The sequence below is a fragment of the Pseudothioclava nitratireducens genome (genome assembly GCF_029210495.1).
Classification (GTDB): Bacteria; Pseudomonadota; Alphaproteobacteria; order Rhodobacterales; family Rhodobacteraceae; genus Pseudothioclava; species Pseudothioclava nitratireducens.
The window spans coordinates 14,442-39,916 of the sequence record NZ_JARGDK010000014.1; the positions used below are offsets into that span (position 1 = coordinate 14,442).

26 protein-coding genes and 1 tRNA gene are annotated in these 25,475 nt (G+C 64.1%); 12 read left to right on the forward strand and 15 right to left on the reverse strand.

Annotated elements, in window-relative coordinates:
* Positions 1-23: 23 nt before the first annotated feature.
* The 7 genes from P0X85_RS13705 to P0X85_RS13735 all read right to left on the reverse strand — a co-directional run bounded on the left by P0X85_RS13705 (position 24) and on the right by P0X85_RS13735 (position 9,528).
* A complete protein-coding gene (locus P0X85_RS13705; RefSeq protein ID WP_420851845.1) occupies positions 24-2,282 on the reverse strand; it encodes an ATP-binding response regulator in 2,259 nt (752 codons plus the stop codon).
* Positions 2,283-2,454: 172 nt separating this feature from the next.
* The gene (locus P0X85_RS13710; protein WP_275814484.1) at positions 2,455-3,618 is read right to left on the reverse strand and encodes an RsmB/NOP family class I SAM-dependent RNA methyltransferase; all 1,164 of its coding nucleotides are present in this window, start codon (positions 3,616-3,618) and stop codon (positions 2,455-2,457) included.
* 94 nt (positions 3,619-3,712) lie between these two features.
* Entirely contained in the window at positions 3,713-5,368 is a 1,656-nt protein-coding gene (locus P0X85_RS13715) for a cation acetate symporter (protein WP_275814487.1), read from the reverse strand.
* A 10-nt stretch (positions 5,369-5,378) separates the two neighbouring features.
* Positions 5,379-5,678 (reverse strand): DUF485 domain-containing protein, encoded by a 300-nt coding sequence (locus P0X85_RS13720; RefSeq protein ID WP_275814490.1) that lies wholly within the window; start codon positions 5,676-5,678, stop codon positions 5,379-5,381.
* A 341-nt stretch (positions 5,679-6,019) separates the two neighbouring features.
* Positions 6,020-7,468, reverse strand: coding sequence for an IMP dehydrogenase (gene guaB, locus P0X85_RS13725; RefSeq protein ID WP_275814494.1), 1,449 nt, complete (start codon positions 7,466-7,468; stop codon positions 6,020-6,022).
* 68 nt (positions 7,469-7,536) lie between these two features.
* On the reverse strand, positions 7,537-8,502 hold the full coding sequence (locus P0X85_RS13730) for a TDT family transporter (RefSeq protein WP_275814497.1): 966 nt from the start codon (positions 8,500-8,502) through the stop codon (positions 7,537-7,539).
* A gap of 138 nt (positions 8,503-8,640) precedes the next feature.
* A complete protein-coding gene (locus tag P0X85_RS13735; RefSeq protein WP_275814500.1) occupies positions 8,641-9,528 on the reverse strand; it encodes a GNAT family N-acetyltransferase in 888 nt (295 codons plus the stop codon).
* Between the two features lie 75 nt (positions 9,529-9,603).
* Between P0X85_RS13735 and P0X85_RS13740 the strand changes: the two genes are divergently transcribed.
* The 8 genes from P0X85_RS13740 to P0X85_RS13775 all read left to right on the forward strand — a co-directional run bounded on the left by P0X85_RS13740 (position 9,604) and on the right by P0X85_RS13775 (position 16,557).
* On the forward strand, positions 9,604-9,753 hold the full coding sequence (locus P0X85_RS13740) for a hypothetical protein (protein WP_275814502.1): 150 nt from the start codon (positions 9,604-9,606) through the stop codon (positions 9,751-9,753).
* Between the two features lie 60 nt (positions 9,754-9,813).
* Positions 9,814-10,746 (forward strand): DMT family transporter, encoded by a 933-nt coding sequence (locus P0X85_RS13745; protein ID WP_275814505.1) that lies wholly within the window; start codon positions 9,814-9,816, stop codon positions 10,744-10,746.
* Positions 10,747-10,841: 95 nt separating this feature from the next.
* On the forward strand, positions 10,842-11,930 hold the full coding sequence (locus tag P0X85_RS13750; protein WP_275814508.1) for an outer membrane protein transport protein: 1,089 nt from the start codon (positions 10,842-10,844) through the stop codon (positions 11,928-11,930).
* Between the two features lie 123 nt (positions 11,931-12,053).
* Entirely contained in the window at positions 12,054-12,959 is a 906-nt protein-coding gene (locus P0X85_RS13755; RefSeq protein WP_275814511.1) for a DMT family transporter, read from the forward strand.
* 48 nt (positions 12,960-13,007) lie between these two features.
* A complete protein-coding gene (locus tag P0X85_RS13760; RefSeq protein WP_275814514.1) occupies positions 13,008-13,868 on the forward strand; it encodes an ATPase in 861 nt (286 codons plus the stop codon).
* Positions 13,869-13,920: 52 nt separating this feature from the next.
* Complete coding sequence (locus P0X85_RS13765; protein WP_275814516.1) at positions 13,921-14,841, forward strand: homoserine O-succinyltransferase; 921 nt, start codon at positions 13,921-13,923, stop codon at positions 14,839-14,841.
* Between the two features lie 221 nt (positions 14,842-15,062).
* Complete coding sequence (gene ppk2 / locus P0X85_RS13770) at positions 15,063-15,947, forward strand: polyphosphate kinase 2 (RefSeq protein ID WP_275814519.1); 885 nt, start codon at positions 15,063-15,065, stop codon at positions 15,945-15,947.
* Positions 15,940-16,557 carry a TetR/AcrR family transcriptional regulator gene (locus tag P0X85_RS13775; RefSeq protein WP_275814522.1) on the forward strand — a complete coding sequence of 206 codons (618 nt, stop codon included), beginning with the start codon at positions 15,940-15,942 and terminating at the stop codon, positions 16,555-16,557. Before ppk2 ends, P0X85_RS13775 begins: the two co-directional genes overlap by 8 nt.
* 21 nt (positions 16,558-16,578) lie before the next feature.
* Here P0X85_RS13775 and P0X85_RS13780 read toward each other — a convergent pair whose 3' ends face one another.
* From P0X85_RS13780 to P0X85_RS13790, 3 genes are all read right to left on the reverse strand, one after another.
* Positions 16,579-17,208: a LysE family transporter gene (locus P0X85_RS13780; RefSeq protein ID WP_275814525.1), complete on the reverse strand. Its 630-nt coding sequence runs from the start codon at positions 17,206-17,208 to the stop codon at positions 16,579-16,581.
* Complete coding sequence (locus P0X85_RS13785) at positions 17,208-17,657, reverse strand: Lrp/AsnC family transcriptional regulator (RefSeq protein ID WP_275814528.1); 450 nt, start codon at positions 17,655-17,657, stop codon at positions 17,208-17,210. Before P0X85_RS13785 ends, P0X85_RS13780 begins: the two co-directional genes overlap by 1 nt.
* A 151-nt stretch (positions 17,658-17,808) precedes the next feature.
* A complete protein-coding gene (locus P0X85_RS13790; protein WP_275814531.1) occupies positions 17,809-18,651 on the reverse strand; it encodes a DUF2059 domain-containing protein in 843 nt (280 codons plus the stop codon).
* Between the two features lie 187 nt (positions 18,652-18,838).
* Here P0X85_RS13790 and P0X85_RS13795 point away from each other — a divergent pair.
* The 4 genes from P0X85_RS13795 (at position 18,839) to P0X85_RS13810 (ending at position 21,503) form a co-directional block, all read left to right on the forward strand.
* Positions 18,839-18,928: transfer RNA gene (locus P0X85_RS13795), tRNA-Ser, on the forward strand.
* Between the two features lie 81 nt (positions 18,929-19,009).
* Positions 19,010-19,753: a 5-oxoprolinase subunit B family protein gene (locus P0X85_RS13800; protein WP_275814534.1), complete on the forward strand. Its 744-nt coding sequence runs from the start codon at positions 19,010-19,012 to the stop codon at positions 19,751-19,753.
* Complete coding sequence (locus P0X85_RS13805; RefSeq protein ID WP_275814538.1) at positions 19,750-20,781, forward strand: 5-oxoprolinase subunit C family protein; 1,032 nt, start codon at positions 19,750-19,752, stop codon at positions 20,779-20,781. Before P0X85_RS13800 ends, P0X85_RS13805 begins: the two co-directional genes overlap by 4 nt.
* On the forward strand, positions 20,760-21,503 hold the full coding sequence (locus tag P0X85_RS13810) for a LamB/YcsF family protein (protein ID WP_275814541.1): 744 nt from the start codon (positions 20,760-20,762) through the stop codon (positions 21,501-21,503). The genes P0X85_RS13805 and P0X85_RS13810 overlap by 22 nt, the downstream gene beginning before the upstream one ends.
* A gap of 6 nt (positions 21,504-21,509) precedes the next feature.
* On the opposite strand, the gene lpxB is transcribed toward P0X85_RS13810, so the two are convergent.
* The 5 genes from lpxB to P0X85_RS13835 form a co-directional block, all read right to left on the reverse strand.
* On the reverse strand, positions 21,510-22,661 hold the full coding sequence (lpxB, locus tag P0X85_RS13815; protein WP_275814544.1) for a lipid-A-disaccharide synthase: 1,152 nt from the start codon (positions 22,659-22,661) through the stop codon (positions 21,510-21,512).
* Complete coding sequence (locus P0X85_RS13820) at positions 22,658-23,476, reverse strand: LpxI family protein (protein ID WP_275814547.1); 819 nt, start codon at positions 23,474-23,476, stop codon at positions 22,658-22,660. The genes lpxB and P0X85_RS13820 overlap by 4 nt, the downstream gene beginning before the upstream one ends.
* Complete coding sequence (lpxA, locus tag P0X85_RS13825; RefSeq protein WP_275814550.1) at positions 23,473-24,255, reverse strand: acyl-ACP--UDP-N-acetylglucosamine O-acyltransferase; 783 nt, start codon at positions 24,253-24,255, stop codon at positions 23,473-23,475. The genes P0X85_RS13820 and lpxA overlap by 4 nt, the downstream gene beginning before the upstream one ends.
* Positions 24,256-24,258: 3 nt before the next feature.
* Positions 24,259-24,729 carry a 3-hydroxyacyl-ACP dehydratase FabZ gene (gene fabZ / locus P0X85_RS13830; protein ID WP_275814553.1) on the reverse strand — a complete coding sequence of 157 codons (471 nt, stop codon included), beginning with the start codon at positions 24,727-24,729 and terminating at the stop codon, positions 24,259-24,261.
* Between the two features lie 85 nt (positions 24,730-24,814).
* Positions 24,815-25,471, reverse strand: coding sequence for an OmpH/Skp family outer membrane protein (locus P0X85_RS13835; protein WP_275814556.1), 657 nt, complete (start codon positions 25,469-25,471; stop codon positions 24,815-24,817).
* Between the last annotated feature and the right edge of the window lie 4 nt (positions 25,472-25,475).

Genomic DNA, 25,475 nt, shown 5'->3' on the forward strand with positions numbered 1-25,475 from the left:
CCCGCAGTCAGGCGGGCAGCCTTTCAGGGCAGTTGATTCTGCACCGTCGCCGTCAACTCGCTCAGCGAGAAAGGTTTGGGCAGGAAAACCGAGTTGGGAACCGGCGGACGGCCATCCGTAAAGACGTCTTCGGCATAGCCCGAAACGAAGACGACGGCTGTTCCCGGACGTTGTTTCAGGGCCTCTGCAACCCAGGTGGGACCATCCATGCCTGGCATGATGACATCGGTTACGAACACGTCGACCGAAAGCGTCTCATCCTCGAGAATCTGTAACGCCTCTTCTGCGTTCTCGGCTTCGAAGACAGTGTAGCCACGCAGTTTGAGCGCACGCGAGGCAAAAGCGCGCACCGGCGCCTCATCTTCGACCAGCAGCACGCTTGCATTCTCTTGCGATGTCGCCCCTGGGCTGACGACAGGTTTCTCGACCTCGGCATCGACTTCTGCAACACGCTCATCCGCGGGAAGATAGATCGTGAAACAGGTCCCCGACCCAAGAACGGAATCGCAGAAAATATATCCGCCCGTCTGCTTGATAATACCGTAGGCGGTGGACAGGCCCAGTCCCGTGCCTTCACCCGCGCGCTTGGTCGTGAAGAACGGCTCGAATATCTTCGAGAGTTTGTCCGGGGCAATGCCCGTTCCCTCATCTGAGACCTTTACGAGCACATAGCTCCCCTTGGGAACGGAAACGCGGTCCAGTTTTAGATCCTCGGCCAGTGAGAGATTTTCCGTCTCGATACGCACCTCACCGCCGCCCGGCATCGCGTCTCGGGCATTCACGACCAGGTTCATGACAACCTGCTCGAATTGCCGCTTGTCGACCCGGATCGGCCTCAGATCGGGATCATGGGTGAAATTCAGGAAGACTTTCTCTCCGACGAGTCGGTTGAGAAGATGCGTCAGATCGGAAAGTGTGTCGCGCAGATCGATAATCCGTGGCTTGAGGGTCTGTTTGCGCGAAAAGGCCAGCAACTGTCCGACCAAAGAGGCAGCACGATTGGCATTTTGACTGATTTGGTCGAGATCAGCGTAATCCGGATCGCCCTTGTCATGGCGTAACATCAACAAGTCGCAATGCCCCGAAATCGCCGTCAGCAGATTGTTGAAATCATGTGCGACCCCGCCGGCGAGTTGACCGATCGCCTGCATTTTCTGGCTCTGAACGAATTGTGCCTCCAGCGTTTTGAGCTGCGTGGCATCGGAGAGCACTGCGATCAACCCGGCCTCACCATTCTCGACCACCCGGCTCAGGGTTACCTGGAGAAACACCTCGGTATCGCTGCTGCGGGTGCGGATCACCTCTGGCCGGCGATCGGCACGGCCCGAAAGCGCGTCCTGAACCCAGTCGGATACGGGCCGCCCAAGCCCCTCGAAGAGATCGCCGAAAACAGACTCCTCTTCGACCTTGCCAAGCAGACCCCGTGCCGCGCGATTGACCGCGATAACCCGTCCATCGGCGGCAATGCGCATCAAGGCCACCGGCAGCGTCTCGAAGGAGGCCGGATCATGCGTAGGGGTCCGGGCCTCGGCGCCGGGCAGCAGGTAAATCTCTGTCCGGCCGCCATTGCCTTCGACCTGCGCAACCGTCGCACGCAGTGCCCCTCCGGGCGTCATGATCTGATGCTCCTCGCCAGTCTGAAGCGGCAGATCGGAGAAGATTCGATCCAGCGTGCGCACCCGTTCACCAACGAGCCGACGCATCGCCTCGTTCATGAACAGGATTGTGCCGTTCTTCGACGCGGTCAGCATCGGCAAGCTGATCGTCTCCGCACCGCGCCCGCCTGCCGCGCGCTCGGCCATATCCTCGAGCCGCCACAAAAACCCGTCTTCACCAACAAGGTGCACCGAAAGCCGCACGTGACCGCGCCGCGTCACGAGATCTTCGCGCGCGGCGCCAAGGACCGCGGCCTTTCCTTGCAGCCGCTTGATGACAGAGCCGGGATTGGCGAACAATTCGCTGAGTGCGCCCGTCAGGCTTTGCCCGCTCCGAGCGCCGAAGCGTTCCAGCGCGGCGTGATTCTGAAAACCGATTTCACCATCCGGATCGGTCGTGAAGCTCGGCGAGGCATCATGCGCGATGAACCCCGACAGAAGCTCATGCAGCCGCGATTTGCGGGCGCTCTGCCACGCATGCGCCCCCCGCATCAACATCGCCAGAAACCCAAGACTGCCCGCGATCGACAACAACACCATCGCCAGGATGCGGTCGGGAACGATCAACCCGGCCCCACCGGCCAGCAGTGCCACCAAAAACAAATAGATCGCCCCCGGCGCCAGCATCGAAGCCGTGCGCGCCAGTGGCAACAAAGGCGGTTCCGAATGCGCCAAGGTCAATACCCTCCCAGAATCGGCTCCTGATATTGCGCGTCAAAAGGCTTAAAGCCCGATTAACACCGCCCAGAAACACAACCCTAGGATGCAACCTGTGCTCCACAGTATCCTTTGATTTGTATCAATCCTTTTTCAGAACCGTGACAAAAAAGCCATCGCCCCCCGCCAGCGGCCCCAGACGGCGCTGGCTCTCGATCCGCCAGCCGCCTTGCGCAGAAAAGGCCGCAATACGGTCTTCGTTTTCGGCGCGCAGCAGCGAGCAGGTCATATAAGCGAGCCTCCCGCCGGGCGCGACGTGGTCAGAGGCGCGGGTCAGAATATCAGCCTGAAGGGCGCAAAGCTCGGCCAGTCGCTCTGGCGTCAATCGCCATTTCGCCTCGGGTGTGCGCCGCCATGTACCGGAGCCCGAACACGGCGCGTCGACCAGCACCAGATCGTAAACCCCGCGCGCCTGCCCCGGCGCGCAGGTCTCGATCCGTGCCCCGGCCCGTGCAGCGCGAGGCGCAAGATCGCGCATCCGTCCGGCATCAATGTCATGCGCCGATATCCGCGCCTCGGGACAAGCGGCCGCCATGGCGAGCGCCTTGCCCCCACCCCCGGCACAATAGTCGAGAACCCGCAGTCCGGGCACGAGCGGCAAGTCCTCCACCGCGGCCTGCGACGCGGCATCCTGCAGCTCGACGAGACCTGTCTCATAGGCCTTGGAACGCTGAACCCGGCGCGCGCCGTCCTGCACTTCGAGTGCCGTCTCTGCCAGCGGATGCGGCGCTGCGACGATCCCCTCCGCCGCGAGCGCGGCAATGGCGCCGGCCCGGTCCGTGCGCGCATGGTTGATGCGCAGGAAGCCAGGTGCCCGCGCCTGCATCAGAAGGCTGACCGCTGCAAAATCCTCACCCAGAGACTCTTCGAGTTGGGGAATAAGCCAGTCCGGCCAATCCATCCGCGCGCGGGCTTGCGGACCGGGGTCATGGCCCGCGGCGGATTCTGCGGCGCTGAGTGGCGCGGGTGCGAACCGCGCGCCGGTGAACAGGGTAGACGGATCGACGCCGCGCGCGCGCAAAGCGCCCAGCATCATCCCGCGCCCTGTCTCGGCCCCTCCGAGAGCCGCGAAAGACCGCCAGCAGCGCAGCGCGTCGAACACCAGATCGCGGATCGCCGCGCGATCGCCCGAGCCCGCGAACCGGTTGCCCCGCGCCCAATTGGTCAGGACCTGCTCGGCAGGCCCGCCCGCGCGGATCTGATCGAGAATGTCGATGGCGGCGGAAAGGCGGGCGGCTGGGGTCATGGGGTCCTCGGGCTTTGCCCCGTCCTAACGCGCCCCGCCCCAAGTGAAAAGGCCCCGCGCGGGCGGGGCCTTTGCCTGATTTTCGGTGGGGCGGTTAGTGCGCCACGGCGCCCGCCGCACCCAACCCGGTCTCGGAGCGCACGAACTGCGCGTCGAAGCCGGCCCGGTCGATCCGCGCGCGCGCCGAATTGTCGGTGATCGAGAAGAACCAGATCCCCCCGAACGCCGCCGCCATCGAGAACAGCGCGTATTGCGAATAGGGGAAGATCGGGGTCTCGAAGCCGAGCACGGCAACCCAGACCGTCGGCCCCAGCACCACCAGCGCGACCGCCGTCACGAGGCCCATCAGCCCCCCGATGAACGCGCCGCGCGTGGTCATCTTGCGCCAGAAGATCGACATGAACAGGACCGGGAAGTTCACCGAGGCCGCGAGGCCGAAGGCAAGACCGACCATGAAGGCGATGTTCTGGTTCTCGAAGGCGAGACCAAGCACGATCGCCACCACGCCAAGCACGAGCGTCGCAATGCGCGAGACCTTCATCTCGGCCTTGTCCGATGCCGCGCCCTTCTTGATCACGTTGGCATAAAGATCATGCGCGACCGCCGAGGCCCCCGAAAGCGCCAGCCCCGAGACCACTGCCAAGATCGTTGCAAAGGCCACCGCCGAGATGAAACCGAGGAACACGTTGCCGCCCACCGCTTTCGCAAGGTGGATCGCCGCCATATTGCCGCCACCGGTGATCGCGCCATCGGTCAGGAACTCGGGCCGCGTGCCGACAAGCGTCACCGCAAGGAAGCCGATCGTGACCGTCAGCACGAAGAAATAGGCGATGAATCCGGTCGCGTAGAAGACCGATTTGCGGGCCTCTTTCGCATCCGGCACGGTGAAGAAGCGCATCAGGATATGCGGCAGGCCCGCCGGGCCGAACATCAGCGCCAGCGCCAGCGAGATCCCCGAGATCGGGTCCGTCACCAGCGAGGTCGGCATCTTGATGATGTCGTGCTTGGCGTGGTTATCCACCGCCGCCGCCATCATGGCTTCAAGATCGAAGCCGAACTGCGCCAGCCCCAGCAGCACGAGGACCGTCGCCCCCGAGAGCAGCAGAACCGCCTTCACGATCTGCACCCAGGTCGTCGCCAGCATGCCGCCGAAGGTCACGTAGAGCATCATCAGCACGCCCACGAGCAGCACCGCATAGGCGTAATCGAGCCCGAACAGGAGCTGGATGAGCTTACCCGCGCCAACCATCTGCGCGATCAGGTAAAACACCACGACCGTCAGCGCGCCAAAGGCGCTGAGCGTGCGGATCTTGGTCTGCTCAAGGCGGAAGGACGAGATGTCCGAGAAGGTGTATTTCCCGAGGTTGCGCAGGCGCTCGGCGATCAGGAACAGGATGAAGGGCCAGCCCATGGTGAATCCCACGGTATAGACCACCCCGTCCACACCCTTGGCGAAAACCATGCCGGACACGCCCAGAAACGCCGCCGCCGACATATAGTCGCCCGCGATGGCCAGACCGTTCTGGAAACCGGTGATGCCGCCGCCGGCGGTGTAGAAGTCAGAGGTCGATTTGGTGCGCCGTGCGGCCCAGCCGGTAAGGAACAACGTCGCCACCACGAAGAGCAGGAACATCCCGATCGCGGTCCAGTTGGTCGCCTGCTTGACGACATCGCCCTCGATCGCGTCCCCGGCGGCAAAAGCCACCCCCGCCGCGAGCGTGAGCGCGGCACTCAGAATAATGCGTTTCATGGCTGATCCCTCAGTTGCGCAGCACGTCTCTGGACAGGGCATCGAACTCGCCATTGGCGCGGCGCGTGTAGATCCCGGTCATCACGAAGGCAAAGGCCTGCACCAGCCAGCCCAGCAGCAACCCGATGGCCCAGTCCGACCCCGACAGCACAGGCGCGCCGAACATCTTGGGCGCGAAGATCGCAAATGCGATGAAAGCCGCGTAGACCACCAGAATGATCAGCGTCAGCGTGCGGGCGAACCGGTTTCTCTTGGCCACAAGCTCATGGAACTTGGGATTGGCCAGAATTTTTTCCTGAATGGCGTCCATCCATCCCTCCTCAAAAAGATGGCATCGCCTAGCGCTGCGGAAAGATTTGCGAAAGGCTTTGTTCGCCTCACGCAAGAAAATGTCGCGCCGGGACGGCCCGCAGGCCGGGGATTTTATGCAAACTCCTTGCTGGTGCAAAATTTCTTTGCAAAATTATGCCATTAGATCGCCATGACCGGATTTCACCGGGTCGCGCCGCTTGGTGGACCTGCGCCCTCGGCGGCAGACGATTCGAAACTTGACCAACTGGCCGAACCCGTTCTGTTCGATCTTTGTTTTCTTTACCGCCATGAAAAAACCCCGGTCAAAGCCGGGGTTTTTCAGTGTCCGATAGCTGCGGATCAGCCGATGCGGTAGTTCGGGCTCTCGCGGGTGATCTGCACGTCATGGACGTGGCTCTCCTTGAGGCCCGCGCCGGTGATACGGACGAAATTGCACCCGCCGCGCATCGAAGTGACCGTCGCGTGGCCGGTATAGCCCATGGCCGCGCGCAGACCGCCGACGAGCTGGTGGATCACCGCGCCTGCCGGCCCCTTGTAAGGCACCTGCCCTTCGATACCTTCCGGCACGAGCTTGTCCGAGGCCGCGTCCTTCTGGAAGTAACGATCCGCCGAGCCGCGCGCCATCGCGCCAAGGCTGCCCATGCCGCGATAGGATTTATAGGAACGGCCCTGATAGAGGATCACTTCGCCCGGCGATTCATCGGTCCCGGCAATCGCCGAACCGACCATCGCGCAGCTTGCGCCCGCCGCGATGGCCTTGGCGAAGTCGCCCGAGAACTTGATGCCGCCATCGGCGATGATCGGGGTGTCGCCTGCCCCCTGGCACGCATCCATGATCGCGGTGAGCTGCGGCACGCCGACGCCTGCCACGATCCGCGTGGTGCAGATCGAGCCCGGACCGATCCCGACCTTGACCGCATCCGCGCCCGCGCCGATCAGCGCGCGCGTGGCCTCTGCGGTGGCGACGTTGCCGGCGACGACCTGAATGGCGGAATTATACGCTTTCACGCGCTCCACTGCCTTGGCCACGCCCTCCGAGTGACCATGCGCCGTGTCGATCACGATCAGATCGCAGCCCGCCTCGATCAGCGCGCAGGACCGCTCATAGCCCGCATCACCCACGGTCGAGGCCGCCGCGACACGCAGTCGTCCGCGCTCGTCCTTGCAGGCCAGCGGGTGCAGAACCGCCTTCTCGCTGTCCTTGAGCGTCAGCAGACCCGTCAGCTTGCCCTCGGGATTGACCACCAGAAGCTTTTCGATCCGCCGCGCCTTCATCAGCGATTTCGCCTCATCGAGATCGGCCGGCTCGGTCAGCATCGCCAGATTGTCCGAGGTCATCATCGCCTTGACCGGCGTGTTTTCGTCGGACGCAAAGCGCATGTCGCGGTTGGTTACGATGCCGAGCACCCGTCCCGTATCATCGACCACCGGGAAACCGGTCACGTTGAAACGTTCTTGCAGCGCCTTGGCATCGGCCAGCGTCTGGTTCGGGCTGAGCGTGATCGGGTTGTAGACGATACCGCTTTCGAACCGTTTCACGCGGCTCACTTCGGCGGCCTGCTGATCGACGGTCAGGTTGCGGTGGATCACGCCCATGCCGCCCGCCTGCGCCATTGCGATCGCCATACGCGCCTCGGTCACGGTGTCCATCGCCGACGACAGCAGCGGGATGTTCAGACGGATCGACTTGGTCACATGCGTCGAGACATCGGCCTCGGACGGGAGAACGGACGATGCCGCCGGAACCAGAAGAACGTCGTCGAAGGTGAGGGCCTCACGAATCTGCATGGGGGGTCTCCGTGGCAGGGAACGATTGGCACGTCCCTGTTTCACGCATGGCCCCGAAAGGCAAGCCCTCAGGCGGTCGCAGCGTTGGTTTTTATGGCAAGCTGACCCTTGGCCCAATCCTTGAAGATGCGGATTGCGATTGGCGGGATGATGAGCGTCGCCGCCACCAATGCGATCCCGCCGGGGATCCGCCACATATCGCCCAGCGTCAGCCAGAAATTCGCCAGCGCCGCGAGCGGAAAGGTCAGTGCCCCCCACATCGGGCTGAACCCTGCCCTGAGCAGCCAGAAGGCACCGGCCACAAGCACGACAGCCCCGACGCTGCTGAGCAATGCGAACGTGCCCCAGATCGCCTCGGAATGGAAACCGGCGGCGACCGTGCCCAAGAGGGCTGCCGGAGCAAGGTGAATGGCAAGCAGCGGGCGCAGCGGCGCGGGGATCGTCTCGCGCGAGAGTTGCTGCATCTGAAGCACCCAGATCGAGACCGCGGAAAGCAGCGAAATCCAGAACAGGATCGAGGCGAGCGTCGTCATGCCCAGACCAATCGCCACAGTCGCCGCCACGATCCAGCCGGTGAAGGTGAGCTGAAAAACCGGGTTCACGCGGCGTTGCTCGGCCGGGCCGGTGGCAAAGACATAGAGCACCGCCGCCGTCACCGCGGCATGAACTCCCATGCCCAGAAACAGGATCGGGCGGGCCTCGGCGGGGGAATAGGGCGCAAAAATGCCCGCGAGCAGATAGATGCACAGCACCGCCGCCGCGATCCCCGCCCGCCCCGGCAGGATGCGCAAATCGTCAAGGATCACCGAGGGACGGCGCATGAACTTCGCCAGATAGGCTGCGATGGCAAAAAGCGCGAGCAGCGCCACCGCCCCAGCCAAAGCCTCGGCCAGCCCTTGCGGCAGCCCGAATTCCCCCGCCCCACGCCGCCAGGCGATGCTCAGCCCCAACAGCCCGAGGATGGGCGGGAAGATCGCCGGAGGGGTGCGCCGAAAAAGCCCTTTGGGCGTCGGTTTCGGGGGGTGAAAGGCCATGATGCACTCCTCTACAGGCTCGTGCCGACAATCGAATATTTCAACGAACATAGCAATATTTTGTGGGAGGCGCGATGAAAAGCGCTAAACTCGCGCCGAGCGAGGCGTGGTGACGCAGGCAAGTGTGCCGATGCGCGCTCAACCGGGGAGCACCAGCACCGTCGCGCCGAGGCGTTCAAGGCGCGCGCCCGTGCCGCGCTTGAAATGCATCAGCCCCGCGCCCGTCTCGCTGTTGACATCTCCAAGATCGAAGCGGCGCACACCCGCCCTGCGCAGCCGCATCGCGGCATCCCAGAGCAGCCGGTTATGCGCCCCCGGCCGCCGCCCCTCCTCGCCACTCCAGCCGATCTGGTAGCGTGCACCCGTCCCATGCCGCAGGACAATGATGCCCGCGCAGGGCGGCCCGTTGCGCCGCTCGGCGCGCAGGCACCACACGTCGCCCGGTCGCGCCTGCGCCCAATCGGCGATCAGCGCGGGGGGCAAGGCGCGATAGCCGCGGGCCTTGCGCTGCGCGGCTTCGGCCTCCAGCAGCCAAACGGGATCGGGATCGGCCGTGATCCGCAGCCCGGCGCGCTCTGCCGCGCAGAGCCGGTTGCGCCATTTCCCCGCCAGCGCCGCGCGCAGCGCCTCGGGTTCGGGCGTCAGGTCCCAGACCGCATGGTGGCGCGGTGTCACCAGGGGCACCAGCCCGAAGCCTGAAACCGGCTCAGCCAGCGTGGCGACCAGCACACCGGGGCAGAGCCGCGCCAGACGGCGCAGCAGATGGCGCCGCTCATCCGCGCTCAGATCCTCGGCAAAAACCGGGCCATGACTCAAAAGCCAGAACGCGCCGCGCCCCAGGACCTGAGCCATCCCGACCAGCCCGCCTGCGCGCTGGAACAGAACGCGCCGCACCCGCCGCCCGCTGCGGCGCGCAAAACCCCCATAGGCCGCGAAGGCCTGCATCGGCGCGGTCGGAAACGCGCCAAGCATGCCGTCCCAACCGGCGTCATCCCCGTCCCAGATGCGGATCTCAAAAGCTCTCATGCCCCCGTTAAGACAGGCTTTACCTAAAACAGTCTTAATGAGCGCAAGGGTCACCGCGAAAGACCGAGGAAACCGATGAAACCTGCCGGACCGCCCCAAGCGAAACGCACCACGCCGACCCCCGCGCCACGGCTGACGCTTTGGGCGGCGGGGCTGATCGCATTGGCCCTTTCGGCGCTTTGGCTGATCGGCCTTGGCACATGGCATCTGCTGGGGGCACTGTGAAAACGCTGGACACAGAGCCGTGGGCGCGCCATTCAAAATCCCTGCTCAGGACAGGACCAGATGTCAGACCTCGCGCCCTTGCACCCGCCAGCCCGACCCGGCCGCGCCGCCCTCTGGATGATGGGCGCGATCACCGGCTTTGTGTCGATGGCGATTGCAGGCCGCGCGGTCGCGCCTTGGCACGATACGTTCGAGATCATGACATGGCGGTCACTGGTCGGCATCGTGACGGTGCTGTTTGGCGCATGGCTCACAGGGCATAGCCGAGAGATCCGCGCCCGCCATCTCGGGTTGCATACGCTGCGCAACGTCGCCCATTTCACCGGGCAGAACCTTTGGTTCGCGGCTCTGCCCCTGATCCCGCTCTCGCAGCTTTTCGCGCTGGAATTCACCTATCCGATCATCGTGGCTTTGGCGGCGCCGGTCTTTCTCGACGAACGGCTGAGCGCGCGGCGGCTGATCGCAGCGGCGATCGGTTTTGCCGGCGTGCTGATCGTCGTCGAGCCCTGGCAGGCGGGCGGTCTTGGCGTTGGCACGCTGCTGGCGCTCGGCTGCGCCTTTGGTTTCGCAGGTTCGGCCTTGACCACCAAACGCCTGACCCGGACCGCGCCCATCACCGAGATCCTGTTCTGGCTGACCGTGATGCAATGCGGCTTTGGTCTTGTGCTGGGGCTTGCGGATGGGGCGCTGGCGCCGCCGAACATGCACAGTGCACCGTGGCTGGTGTTGATTGGCCTGGCCGGGCTTGGGGCACATTTCTGCCTGACACGGGCGCTCTCGCTTGCGCCAGCCTCGGTCGTGGCCCCCGTCGATTTCCTGCGCCTGCCGCTGATCGCGGTCGTTGGCGCGCTGTTTTACGCAGAGCCATTTGCCGCACCCGTCCTCGTCGGCGGCGCAATCATTCTGTTGGCAAACTGGATAAACCTGCGCAAAACCGCCCCGTCCGTGACCATTGCGCCACAAGCTGCGGTGCAGCACGACCCCGAGACGTGACGTAAAGCCGCAGCGATAATTGATTCACGTTAACGTCATGCTAGGGTTCGTGTGGGGAAACATACGACTGAACACGCTAGGGAAGAGGAACGCTAATGAGACGTGTTTTGATGACTGCCAGTGCTCTGGCACTTGGCGCAACGGCCGCAACCGCGGGGGGGATCGAGCGTTCCACCCAGTCGGTCGGCATTCTGTTTGAAAAAGGCAACTATGTCGAACTGAGCTTCGGCGGCTTCAACCCGGATGTGAGTGGCTCCGTCGGGGGCGGCGCTGCGCTTTCGGGCGACATGGCGGCCAGCTATGGCTCGCTCAGCTTCGGCTATAAGCGCGCGCTGACCGATCAGCTCGACTTCGCTCTGATCTATGATCAGGCGATCGGGGCGGATGTCGATTATCCGACCGGGACGGGCTATCCGGCGCAAGGTTCGACCGCCGAGATCGACTCGCACACGCTGACGGCGCTGCTGCGCTACAAGCTGCCGCAGAACATCTCGCTGATCGGTGGTGTGCGGGCGCTGCGCACTGAGGGAGTCGTTAACCTGCCTGCAGTTGCAGCTTATACGATGAACTCAACTTCCGAGACTGACTTTGGCTATGTTTTGGGTGTTGCTTGGGAAAAACCCGAGATTGCTGCTCGCGTTGCGCTCACTTACAATTCCGAGATTGAGCACGACTTTACTTATCACGAAAGTGCAGACTTTTCTGGCGTAACCGGAGATAGCTTCGAAACTGTTACAATCCCGAAATCCGTGAACCTGGAGTTCCAGACAGGTGTTGCGAAAGATACCCTTCTTTTTGGTTCTATTCGCTGGGTTGACTGGAAAGCCTTTGATATTACGCCCACAGGCTACGATTCAATTCCCGGCCAAGACTCCTTGGTGGATTACACCGAAAACGTGACCACTTACACGCTGGGCCTTGGCCGCAAGTTCACCGAGAACTGGTCGGGCGCCGTGATCCTCGGCTACGAAAAACATACCGGCACCCCCACAGGCCAGCTTGGCCCGACCGACGGCTTCAAATCCGTGGGCCTAGCCGCGACCTATACGCGTGACAACATGAAGATCACGGGCGGCCTGCGCTATGTCGATATCGGCAACGCGACCACCAACCCGCTGATCAGCGGCTCGTTCAAGGACAACTCGGGCTGGGGCGCGGGTATCCGCGTCGGCTACAGCTTCTGATCCGATACGATCCCGACAGTCTGAAAGCCCCGCGCCCTCTGCGCGGGGCTTTTGCTTTGAGTGAATTGTAATTGGCACAAGATCCGGGTGGCATCGCTGGCCACGATCCCCCTAGAAGATCGCATGAGCCATTCACCGCCCCAACAACATCAGATGACGCCGCTGGCGTGGCTGCTGCTCTTGCTGCTGGCCATGATCTGGGGTGGATCGTTCATCTCGAACAAGGCCGCACTCACCGAGATTAGCGTTTTCACCGTCGTCGCGCTTCGGGTGAGTGGCGGCGCAGCGCTGCTCTGGGCCTATGTGCTGATCCGTCGCCTGCCCCTGCCCCGTGATCCGCGCTTTCTCCTCCGATTTGCGATCATGGGATTGCTGAACAACGCGGTGCCATTCTCGCTTATCGTGTGGGGACAACAGCATATCGAGAGCAGCCTCGCCTCGATCCTGAACGCCTCGAGCGCGGTGTTCGGCGTCGTGATCGCCGCCCTCGTCTTCGCCGACGAGCAGTTGACCCGGCGCAAGGCGATCGGCGTCACACTCGGCTTTACGGGTGTCGTAACAGCCATTGGCATCGGCGCGCTGACCAGCCTCGATCCGACGGCGCTCGGGCAATGGGCTGTGGTCGGTGCTTCGATCACTTATGGGATCGCCGCCGCCTATGCGCGCCGCGCGATCACCGGGCTGCGCCCCGAAGTGGCGGCGGCCGGGATGCTCACCGCTGCCGCGCTCTGGATGCTCCCGGTCATGCTCTGGCAGGACGGCATACCCACATTCGATTGGGCGTGGCCGACTTGGGCCGGGCTGATCTGGCTGGCCTTCGTCTGCTCGGCCATCGCCTATCTGCTCTATTACCGGGTGCTCGCGCTGGCGGGCATGGGGAACCTGTCGCTCGTCGGCCTGTTGATCCCGCCCTTCGCCATTCTTGCGGGCTGGATCGCCTATGGCGAGCGGCTCGGCTGGAACGCGGTGCTGGGCTTTGCGCTGCTCGCCGCGGGCCTGATCGTGCTGAACCGTCGCAAAACCCCGTGACCTTGGCCGCCGCCCGCGCTAAACCTGCGCAGGATCAAGGGGTAAGGCATGTTCTATTCCACGCGCTCGGACTGGCTCAACGCATCGCGCAAACGCGTGCTCCTTTTTGGCATGTCAGGTCTGGGCAAAACCTATCTCGCCTCGATGCTGCGCGAAGGCACGGGCGATTGGTTCCACTACTCGGTCGATTATCGCATCGGCACCCGCTACATGGGCGAGTTCATCGCCGACAACTTCAAGCGCGAGGCGATGAAGGTCCCGTTCCTGCGCGAATTGCTGCTGTCTGACAGCGTCTATATCGCTTCGAACATCACCTTCGACAATCTCGCGCCGCTCTCAACCTATCTGGGCAAGCCCGGCAGCCCCGCAAAAGGCGGCCTGCCCTTCGATGAATATATGCGCCGCCAGAACCAGCACCGCGCCGCCGAAAAGGCCGCGCTGCTCGACAGCGCGCATTTCATCGAGCGCGCGAAGGACATCTACCAGCTCCCGCATTTCGTCTGCGACTCGGGCGGTTCGATCTGCGAGGTGGTCGACCCGGCTGATCCGAAAGACCCGATCCTGACGGCGCTTTCCTCGAACCAGCTCATGGTCTGGATCGAGGGGTCGGAGGCGCATACGGATGAGTTGGTCCGCCGCTTCGACCGCGCGCCGAAACCGATGTATTATCAGCCCGATTTTCTCGAGCGGAAATGGGTCGAATACCGCGTTAAGCGCGGCCTCAAGGAAGATGAGGTCAACCCCGATGACTTCGTGCGCTGGACCTACCGTCAGGCACTCGAACACCGCCAGCCGCGCTATGCCGCGATGGCGCAGAACTGGGGCGTCAAGGTCAAGGCCGAGGATGTCGCCCTTGTGCGAGACGAGAAAGATTTTACCTCTCTGATAGCCCAGACCCTCCCGGCCTGAGCCACGCCGTTAAGACAAAACATCAACTTCGGCAGATAAAGGACTGAAAACAATGCCCATCACCCTCCCGGAAACGCTTCCTGCCTTCGACATCCTGTCGCGGGAAGGCGTGATGGTGATGACGCCCGAGCGCGCGATGCGGCAGGAAATACGGCCGCTGCGGATCGGCTTGCTCAACCTGATGCCGAAAAAGATCCAGACCGAAAACCAGTTCGCCCGGCTGATCGGTGCAACCCCCATCCAGATCGACTTTCAACTGATCCGGATGACGGAGCACCAGACCAAGAACACCGCCGCAGAGCATATGGAGACCTTCTATCGCCCCTTCGCGGAGGTGGCGGAAACCGGCGAAAAATTCGACGGGCTGATCATTACCGGCGCGCCCATCGAACAGATTCCGTTCGAGGACGTCACCTATTGGGATGAGTTGCAGCGCGTGTTTGACTGGACCCAGAGCCATGTCTTCTCGACCTTCGGCGTCTGCTGGGGCGGCATGGCAATGGCCTATCATTTCCACGGCGTGCAGAAACATCTCCTCGACCACAAGGCCTTCGGCTGCTTCCGGCACCGCAACTGCGTGCCCGCCTCGCCCTATCTGCGCGGGTTTTCGGATGACCTTCTGGTCCCGGTGAGCCGCTGGACTGAGATGAAACGCGACGAAATCGAGGCGGCGGGGCTGCGGATTCTGCTCGACAGCGACGAAACCGGCCCTTGCCTTGTCGAGGATACCGCGCATCGCGCGCTCTACGTCTTCAACCATTTCGAGTATGATTCCGGCACGCTCAAGGAAGAATATGACCGTGATGCCGCTAGCGGAAAGCCGATCAATGTGCCGATCAACTACTACCCTGACGATGATCCGGCCAAGGCGCCGACCAATCGCTGGAAATCCCACGCGCATCTGCTCTACGGCAACTGGGTAAACGCGATCTACCAAGACACACCTTACGACCTGGCCGAAATCGGGCGGTGAGCGCGCGGAGGGGGCGCTGCCCCCTCTTTACTCCGTAAATTCACCCCCGGGATATTTGACGCGATTGGAGAGAAGAGGTTCTCCACCAATCCAATCGCTCGAAATATCCCGGGGGAGCCTGCCAGAGGCAGGTGGGGGCAGAGCCCCCGGACTGTGCGCTTGCGGCCCAACCTGCCGCCGCTATAGTGAAACCAGTTCACATCCGGAACGCGGAAATGCAAATGGCTGATAAAACAACCGAAATTCCTTTCGTTGGCGATATCTCCAGCTATCTCGAGCAAGAGGCGCCGAAAGAAATCCGCAAGGCGCTCGATAAGGCGAAGAAGGATGAGATCCTGTCGCCCAGCTACCCGTATAAATCGGAGATGAAGAAGAAGGATTACGAGGCGCATATGGAGGCGCTTCAGATCGAACTGGTCAAGATGCTGTGGGACCTCAAGGCGACCGGCAAGCGGTTGGTGGTTCTGTTCGAGGGCCGCGACGCCGCTGGCAAGGGTGGCACAATCGGCCGGATGCGCGAGAACCTGAACCCGCGCTCGGCCTATGTCGTGGCTTTGCCCAAACCGACCGAGACCGAGGCGACGCAATGGTATTTCCAGCGTTATGTCGACTGGTTGCCGGCGGCAGGCGAGATCGCGCTGTTCGACCGGAGCTGGTATAACCGCGGCGTGGTCGAGCATGTGTTCGGGTTCTGCACGCCCGAGGCACGGGCGCATTTCTTTGCACAGCTGCCGGACTTTGAGAAGATGCTCGTGGATGAGGGGATCGTGCTGGTCAAGCTCTGGCTCAATGTCGGGCGCGCAGAGCAACTCAAGCGGTTTCTCGAACGCGAGAAAGACCCGCTCAAGCAGTGGAAGCTGAGCTGGATCGATGTCGAGGGGCTGAAACGTTGGGACGCCTATTCTGCGGCGATTTCCGAGACGCTGGAGCGATCCTCGACAGCGCATGCGCCCTGGACCGTCGTGCGTTCGGATGACAAGAAGCGTGCCCGCATCGCCGCGATCCAGACTGTGCTCAACGCGGTGGATTACGCGAAAAAAGACGCAAAAGCCATTGGCGCTGTTGATGAATTGATTTGCGGGGGCGTCGATCTTCTCGATGTCTAAGCAAGGCTATCATCACGGCAATCTGCGTCAGGCGCTGGTCGAAGCGGCGCTCAGGCTCATCGAAGAGAAAGGGCCCACGGGTTTCACGCTCTCGGAGGCGGCCAAGTCGGCAGGCGTGACACCGGCGGCGGTCTATCGGCATTTCGAGGGCCGCGAGGCGTTGATCGAGGAAGGTGCCCGGCAAGGCTATGCGATCTTCGCCGATCTGATGGAGCATGCCTGGGCGGATGGCAAACCCTCTGCGCTGGCCGCATTCGGCGCGGTCGGGCGCGCCTATCTTGCGTTTGCGCGGCGCTACCCCGGTCATTACATGGCGATGTTCGAAAGCGGTATCTCACCCAACCGGGTGCCGGCACTGGCGCCCTTGGCCGAGCGCGCCCATGCTGTGATGGAACGGGCGACGGCCGCGCTGACGGCGCATTTGCCCGCTGACAGGCGACCGCTGCCAGCGATGGTTGCCGCGCATATCTGGGCGATGAGCCATGGTGTCGTGGAGCTTTATGCGCGCGGCGAGCCCGGGGCGCGGGCGCCTTTCCCGCCAGATGATTTGCTCGAGACCGGGATCGGGGTCTATCTGCGGGGTCTCGGGATCATCGACGCCGACCGATGAGGGCCGTGGTCCGGGGTCGTTTCAACGCGTGCCGAGGGTCAGCACGCTATGGCCGATCGCCCAGAGACCAAAACCCGCCATCATCAGCGCCGACACACGCCCGACCCAGAGTGTGAATGCCGCGGGCAGCCGACGATGCAAAAGCGCCACGGTGCCGCTCAGCGCGATCCACCAGCCCATCGAGCCAAGAAACACACCCAGCACCACCACGGCGGCGGTTTGTGGGGTCGCGCTTTCGGCAAGGCCCAGCCCCGCGAAGATCGCGGCAAAGCTGAGGATCGTAGCCGGGTTGGTGAGCGTGAGCGCAAAGGTCGCAACGCTCGTCCCCAGCAGGCCCCGCGTCGCGGATGCGAGTTGCGCGGCCTTTGGCGTGGCAAGGTCGCGCGGCCATGACCTCATGGCCAGCCAAAGCAGGAACAGCCCGCCAATCACCCCAAGCGGTGTCGAAATCCGCGTGAGAACGGCTGCGAAACTTGCAAAGCCAAGCGCCGCGAGGCTCGCGTAGAACGCATCGGCCAGTGCTGTACCCAACCCGCCAGCCGCGCCTGCCCAGAACCCGCGATGCAGCGCCCGCTGAATGCAGAGCGCGCCGATTGGTCCGACCGGCGCCGCAATCGCCAACCCCATCGCCAAAGCCTTGAGAAACAGCATCACGCGCCCCTGTAAATGAAGGGGGCATCCACCACCGTCGAGAGCGCCAGCATGGTTTCCGAACGCGCGATCCAGCCGCCGGATTTGAGCCTTGCCAGAAACGCCTCGACCCCGGAGAGGCTTTCGACGCGGATTTGCAGCAGATAAGACCACGCGCCCGTGACATGGTGGCAGGCGCAAATCGCGGGCATATCCCTCATGGCGCGGCGAAACCCGTCCTCGGACGCGTCCGGCGCCAGCGCGACCCAGATGAATGCGAGAACAGGGCGTGAGATCTGTTCAGGGGCGACATCGGCGCGGATGGCACGGATCGTGCCCGCTGCCTGCAACCGCCGGACCCGCTCGTTCACCGCCGATGGCGAAAGCCCGACCGCAGCCCCAAGCTGGGCGAGAGACTGGCGCGCATCCGCCCCCATCAGCCGCAGCAACTCATGATCCGTCCGGTCCATTCCGTCCCGCCCCCCCCGTTTGCAATAAGCCACAGGTGTCGGGCAGTCTCAGGCGAGGCGCAACATAATTTTCAGAGCATCTGCATAATTTACGATCATGAACAGGTGATAACCGGATTGCGCCGTATAATTTACGGCCCTCCTGCCGAAATCAAAGATCCTGCCCGGACAGCCGCAAGGCCAATGCCGCCCCAAGCGCCGCCGAGCTTTGCTCAAACACATGGTCGAAGGCCGCAAATTGCGCGCGCACGAAGGCCTGACCCGACTCGGATCGGGCAAACGCGATCCAGCTTTGCAATTCCGCGTCAGTCAGCGGCCGGTAGGCGAGCAACAGGTAGGATTCGATCCAGCGCGAGACTTCCGCGCGAATCTCCGGCTCTTGGGCGAGAACATCTGCGACCATCTCCTCCTCGGAAATATCGTAGGGATAGGCTCCGCCCGCGACCATCGCCCGGTAGAAAACCAGATTCGCATTCAGACCGCCCAGAACATTAGCCTCGACCGTATCGGAGACCTCGATGATCTCCCGGATGAGTTCAAGGCGCGGATCGCCCGCCATTTCTGCAGCGTCAAGCTCCGCCTCGGCGGCCTCTTCGAGGGCCGGATCGAGCAACGCTTCGCGCGCCGTGAGTTCGAGGGTAATCAGCCGCTGGCCAAGCGGCGCTTCGAAAAACGCCTCCAACGGCCCGACATATTGCTTGGGAAGCTCTCGAAACAGAACCGCTTCAAAAGCGGGCACAAGACGGTTTGGCGCATGGATTTCGGCCACCTGTGCCAACCAAGACGGGTCCGCAGTCTGCCCCATCACATCTTCGGCGAGCGTCTCACCATAGGTCGCGGCCTCGTGCTGAAGAATTTCGAACAGGGCATCAGAGCGTAGCAACTCGGCAAGACGCGCCTGATCCGCGCGCGCCTGAGGCCCGCTCAGCACCAGAAGCGCGCACCCGAGAAGCGTGACGCCCAGACGAAACCAAAGGGTGAATCGTGCCGCCATCCCTGCCCTCCATTGCGCGCCCGAAACGGCCCGCCTCACCCACGGTGACCCGCCGCGCGCCGCGGCGCAACCCCCGTGCAGCGACAGGATCGCGGGATCGGCAAGCTTGGGTGAAAAAACCGAAAAAACCGGTTGCAAGCCACCGCGCGCCGCTATAAATCCACCGCTACCTAAAGACCACCGATGCGGAGAGGTGCCGGAGCGGTCGAACGGGGCGGTCTCGAAAACCGTTGTGGGTGTGAGCCCACCCAGGGTTCGAATCCCTGTCTCTCCGCCATTTTCCACCAAGGCTGACGACGTCAATTCAGATCTGCATCCGCTTGCGGTGCGGGGCTTTTGCGCGTTTGATGCGCGGGTGATGACAGCAGACACGCCTTCCCCTCGAACACCCACGATCCACCCGCTTGGGCTGGACGGGCTCTTGGTGCGTATGGCCGCGCAATTCACGCCAGAGGCAAACGCGCGTGTGGCTGCTTTGCACGCCGATCTGTTGCGCACGCCGCCCGTCGGGTTTGTCGAGAGCGCCCCGGCGCTTGCGTCCCTGCACCTGCGCTTCAATCGGCTCCTGACCGACCGGCAGAGTTTCGCCCGTGAGATCGAGGAGAGGCTTGAGGGGCTTCGTCACGTGGCGCGGCAGGCGCGCCGCATCTGGCATGTGCCGGCGCATTTCGGCGGTGATGCCGCCCCACAGCTCGCCGAGACAGCAAGCCTTGCCGGGCAGCGTCCCGAGGCGTTGATTGCTGAACTTTGCGGGCTTGAGCTGAACGTTCTCGCGATTGGCTTTGCGCCGGGCCAACCCTATCTCGGCACCCTGCCCCCGCATTGGGACATACCCCGGCAATCCGCACTCACCGGGCAAGTCCCCGCGGGGGCGATTACCACGGCGATCCGGCAGATCGTGCTGTTCGCCAATCCCTCGCCGACCGGATGGCGCCAGATCGGGCGTTGCGCGTTTCGACCGTTTCGGCCCGAGGCGGAGGTGCCTTTCGTCCTTCGTCCCGGCGACATGATGCGCTTTCACGCTATCGGCGGAGCCGAGTTGGCAGCGCTAGAAGCCGCGCGCGACCCGGATGGCGGGGCACGGCTGGAGCAGCTGGCATGAGCGGCGTCATCGAGGTTCTCTCGGCTGGTCCCGCGCTCAGCGTGCAGGATATGGGTCGCGAGGGCTGGCTCGCCTTTGGTCTGGCGCGGGGCGGCGCAGCGGACCGGCTCGCGCTTTACGAGGCGGCGGCACTCCTGAACGATCCCGCGCCCGAGGCTGCGTTGGAACTCGCAGGCATGGGCGGGCGGTTCCGCACGACCATGACGACTCGCCTCGCGCTGACCGGTGCGCCGATGCGCGCAAGTCTCGACGGCCAACCGCTGCACTGGAATGCGAGCCACCTCTGGCCTGCCGGTTCGGTGCTCGAGATCGGTCCGGCGGACTCCGGGATTTATGGCTACCTGAGTGTGGCGGGCGGCATCCGAACCCAAGAGCGTCTCGGCGCGCGTGCGACACAGGCAGCGGCAGGGCTTGGTCGGCGGATTGCGACCGGGGATCGGCTGCCGATCGCGCCCGACCCTGCCCCGGACACGCCTTCGCGGATGCTCCCTGTCGAGGATCGCTGCACGGGCGGGATTTTACGCGTGATCACGGGCCCGCAAACGGCGCTTTTCGACCCTGCCACCGTGGCGCGGTTTTTCGCAAGTCCGCATATCGCGGCCACGGGAAACCGGCAGGGCTTGATGCTGGAGCGGCAAGCGGCCCCTTTTCAGATCGCCTCTGGCACCACGATCCTATCCGAACCGATCACCCCGGGCGACATCCAGATGACCGGCGCGGGGCACCCTGCGATCTTGTTGGCGGATTGCCAGACCATTGGCGGCTATCCCCGGATCGGAACCGTCTTGCCTGTGGATTTGCCTCGCACCGCACAGGCGCGCCCCGGCTCCCGGCTCCGGTTTCAGCCCGTCTCGCTGGAGGACGCCGAGGCGCTCTCGCCGCCGGAAGAGACGTGGCTTCGGGCGCTTCGGCGTCTCAGCCGTCCATTCGGGTTCGGGCCTGACAGCCGCGCGCTGCTCAGCTATCAACTGATCGGCGGGGTCATTCGCGGCGATGAGGAGGAACCATGGCGCGCAGGGTCGATCTGAATGCGGATTTGGGCGAGAACTGCGGCGATGACCGGGCGCTGCTGCGGATCGTGAACTCGGCCAATATCTGCGCGGGGCTTCACGCGGGCAGCCCCGCGATCATGGCGCAGACGATGGCGGCGGCGCGCGATGCGGGCGTGGGCATCGGGGTGCATCCGGGCTTTGACGATCGCGCCAATTTCGGGCGCACCCGAATGGCCTTGTCGACCTTCGACCTCACCGCGCTGATTGCCTATCAGGTCGGCGCGGCCAAGGCCGTGGCCGAGGGACTTGGGACAAAACTCGATCACCTGAAGCTCCACGGCGCGCTGGCGAACATGGCGAGCGAGGACGCGGCGCTCGCCAAGGTCTGTTTCGAGGCCGCGCTGGCCGTCGATCCGGGGTTGAAGCTCGTTGTGCTTGCCGCCACCCGGCAACAGGAAGCAGCCGAAGCACTCGGCGCGCCTTGGGCTGGTGAAATCTTTGCCGACCGCGCCTATGAGCCGGATGCGACGCTGGTTGATCGCTCGAAGCCCGGCGCCGTGATCCATGACAGCGCGCTGGCCGCGCGCCGTATCCTCGCCATGCTGGAGGCGGATGCGATCATTGCCGAGGACGGGGCGCGCATAGCGGCTCGGATCAACACGATTTGTCTGCACGGAGACACGCCCGAAGCCCTCGGCATGGCCCGGGATATTCGTGAGGCACTGCACGATGCAGGGATCACGCTTGCGCGGCTCTAGGCGCGCTCACGCCCTGCCCAAATGCGCGAGAACCGAGCGCGCGGCGCGCAGACCCGGGTCCTCTCCGCCCTCGCCCAAACGCTCCATCGTCAGCGCCATCGCCGCGTGTTGGGCCGCGCGCGACTCCGGGTTTTCGATCAGATCGAACAGCGCCGCCGCAATCGGCCCCGGCTCGCAACGCGCGCCCAGAAATTCCGGGATCGCCCGCGTCTCCGAGACGAGATTCACAAGCGTCACCGTATCGACCTTGAGGAGCCGCCCGATAATCAGACGCGAGAGCCACGCCATGTCATAGGCGATCACCATGGGCGTTCGGCTGGCAGCGAGTTCAAGGCTCACCGTTCCTGACGCCGCCAGCGCCAGATCGGCGGCGGCAAAGGCCGCGCGCTTGTCGGCGGTCTCCTCGACGACAATTGGCGCAACGGGCCAGCGCGCCGTCATCTCGCGCACCATGGGCGCCACCCCGCGCACGGTCGGCAGCACCACACGCAGTCCCGGCTCCCGGTCGCGCAGCCGCATCAGCGCCTCGTCGAAGCGCGGACCAAGCCGCTTGACCTCGCCCGCGCGCGAGCCGGGCAGGCACAGAACCAAAGGCTGATCCGGGCCGATCATATGGGTCTCGCGGAAGGCCTCGGCCTCAAGCGCGCTTGCGCGCGGTTCGGCCACCACCGGATGCCCGACGAAATCGCAGGTCATCCCGGCGGCTTCCATATAGGGCGGCTCGAAGGGCAGCAGCGCGAGGACGTGATCCACCACCTCCGCCATTTTCGCCGCACGACCGGGTCGCCACGCCCAAACTGAGGGCGCGACATAGTGGATGGTGCGCAGATCGGGCCGGACGGCACGGGCCGCGCGCAGCACGCGCAGACAGAAATCGGGGCTGTCGATAGTGATAACCGCGTCCGGCGGATTGGCGCAGATGGCCTCGGCGGTTTCCGCGATGCGGCGCTTCAGATGGCGGTATTTCGGCAAGACCTCCATCAATCCCATCACCGAGAGGTCTTCCATCGGGAAGCGGCTCGAAAGCCCTTCGGCCTCCATCAGCGGGCCACCGATCCCTTCGAATGTCACCGCCGGGGCGAGCTGCTTGATCCCAGCCATCAGCGCAGCGCCGAGCTTGTCGCCCGAGGCCTCGCCCGCGATGACGAAAAGCCTCATGGCGCGCAGGCCCAGAGGAACAGCCCCGCCTCTTGCGCGGCTGCAACGGTGGCCTCGCGGTCGAGAAGCATCACCCCGCCAGCTTCCCACGCAATGCCTGAAAGACCTGCTTTCGCAGCGTTTGCAACGGTTTGCGGGCCGATTGCGGGGAGGTCGATGCGGCGATCCTGACCGGGCTTGGGTGCCTTGTAAAAGACGCCGCCCGCGCCCTTCGGATCGGGGCGCAGCCCCTGATGATCGGCGGCGAAGGCGAGCATCGCATCGGTGCCGGGAAGGGATTCCACGGCCAGACACAACCCCTGCGCCACGACAGCGCCCTGCCCGACATCCACCGATCCGAGCGCGGCCACGATCTCGGCGGCACGCGCCTGATCGCGGCGATCAGCCTCGGTCACATCCCCACAGAGAATGCCCGCCTCGGGCACCAGATCGGACGCGATCTCATGCGCGCCAACAACCCGAAGGCCCCATTCTTCAAAGAGTTCAATCACGGCGCGCAGGGTTTCATCGTCACCCGCCTGCATTGCTCCCAGAAGGCGCGGCACGAGGCTCGCGGTCTGCGGATCGAAAAACTCGGGCTCCAGCTTCGGGCGCTGCATCGCGCCTGCGAAAACCACCGTTTCGATCCCGCGCGCGACCAACCCGTCCAGAAACGGAACCAGCCGCTCGACCCGGAAGCGCTCTGGCGTAGCACCGGGCACGGCGCTCGGGAAGCCTTCGAGTTCGCAGATCAGCAGATCGGGCCGCGCCTTGGCCAGCAAGGCGGGCAGAAGACCGGTTCCGGCGATCAGCGCGGTGTCGGGCGTCCCAGTCATCGCGGCGTCAGGAAGGAGCGGTCGGAGGGGCCAAGGATGAAGTCGAGCACTTCGCGGGCGAGTTCGCCCTCGGCGCCTTCTTCGGCGAGTTTGCGGGCCTGTTCACGGAAATTCCCCTCGGAGAGTCCCATGTAAAGCTGGCGCAGGGCACCGATTTCGGCGCGCGCAACACCGCGCCGCTTGAGGCCCACGAGGTTCAGCCCCTCAAGCCCCGCGCGCGGTCCCGCAACGAGGGCGTGGGGGATCACATCCGCGGTCACCATCGAGAGCGCACCAATGATCGCGCCGCGCCCGATGCGCACCCATTGGTGCACACCCGACAACCCGCCAACGATCACGTCATCCTCAAGCACACAATGCCCGGCAATCGCCACCGAGTTCACAAGGATCACGCGGTCCCCGATCTGGGCGTCGTGGGCAACGTGGCAGGACGCCATGAACAGCCCGTCATCGCCCACCCTGGTGACCCCGCCACCGCCCTCCGTGCCGGTGTTCATCGTGACATATTCGCGGATGCGGTTGCGTTTGCCGATCACGAGGCGCGTATGCTCGCCCTTGAACTTGAGGTCTTGCGGGATCTGGCCGAGCGAGGCGAAGGGAAAGACCACCGTCTCATCGCCGATCTCGGTGTCGCCGGTCACCACGACATGCGATTTGAGCACCACAGCGCGCCCGAGCTTCACCTCGGGGCCGATATGGCAGAAGGGGCCGATCTCGCAATCGGGGCCAATGACCGCGCCCTCTTCGATGACGGCGCTGCTATGGATGCGCGCGCTCATGACTCAGCCCTTGAGGTCCATCATCGCGGTGAATTCGGCCTGCGCGGCCAATTCGCCATCGACCATCGCCTTACCCTCGAATTTCCAGATCTTGCCGCCGCCACGCTTGGCTTCGACATGCAGCTCAAGGCAATCGCCCGGCACGACCATGCGGCGGAACTTGGCTTTGTCGATCCCCATGAAATAGGTCAGCAGGTCCTTGCCGATGATGTCCATCGAGATGCCGACCAGCACCGCCGAAGTCTGGGCCAGCGCCTCGATGATAAGCACGCCCGGCATGATCGGCTTGGCCGGGAAATGACCCTCGAAATGGGGCTCATTCGCGGTCACCATCTTGATGCCCACCGCCGACTGGTTCGGCACGATGTCACGCACCTTGTCCACCAGCAGGAACGGGTAGCGATGCGGGATGATCTTCTTGATCAGATCGAGATCGGCCTCGGTATAGGGTGCGGGGGTCGGCTTGTCGGACATGATGGCTCCTCGGCTTCTTGGGTGCGCCGGGGCGCTCCGATGGGAAACTTGCTAGCAACGTGCGGCGGGCTTGGCAAGGACGGCGCTATTGCGCGGAAGGGTCGGTCGGCGCAGGTACGGCGGCGGGCGCGTCGGCCCCCGCGCCTTCGGAGTCTATCGTGACGAGCGGCGCGACAACGCCCGCCCCATCCCCGATATCGCGGTCGATCAGGGTCACAAGATCCTCGGTCACGTCGATATTGGCCAATCCGCGGATGATCGCGCGCCGGTCAAGCACGACGACGGCGCCCCGCTCAGTCAGCATCGTGTCGAGCACCGGCACAACGGACTGGATAAAGGCCTGCCGCTCTTGTTCAAGCTGCGTCTGGATCGCCTGCGCCTTGGCTTTCTGGGCCGCCCGGATCTCGGTCGCACGGGTGTCGAAGGCATCCGCCTCAAGGCGGAACGCCTTGGGGTCCATCGCCGGGCGACGGTCGGTCAGCGCACGCTCCTCGGCCACAAGATCATCGGCGATCCGGTTATTCTCCGCGTTAAGCGCACGCGAAGCCGCCGCGATCTCGCGGCGCACCCGAATGCCCCATTGCGACTGATCGTAGAGCGTTTCCCAATCGAGCGTCAGCACCGGGCTGGGCACAACGATCCGCGACTGGCCGGCGCCCGGTTGCTCCTGCGCAAGCGCGGCCTGCGGCGCCAGCGCGCAGATCCCCGCCAGCGCCGCCGCAATCAGCGTGTCGCGCGCCATCACG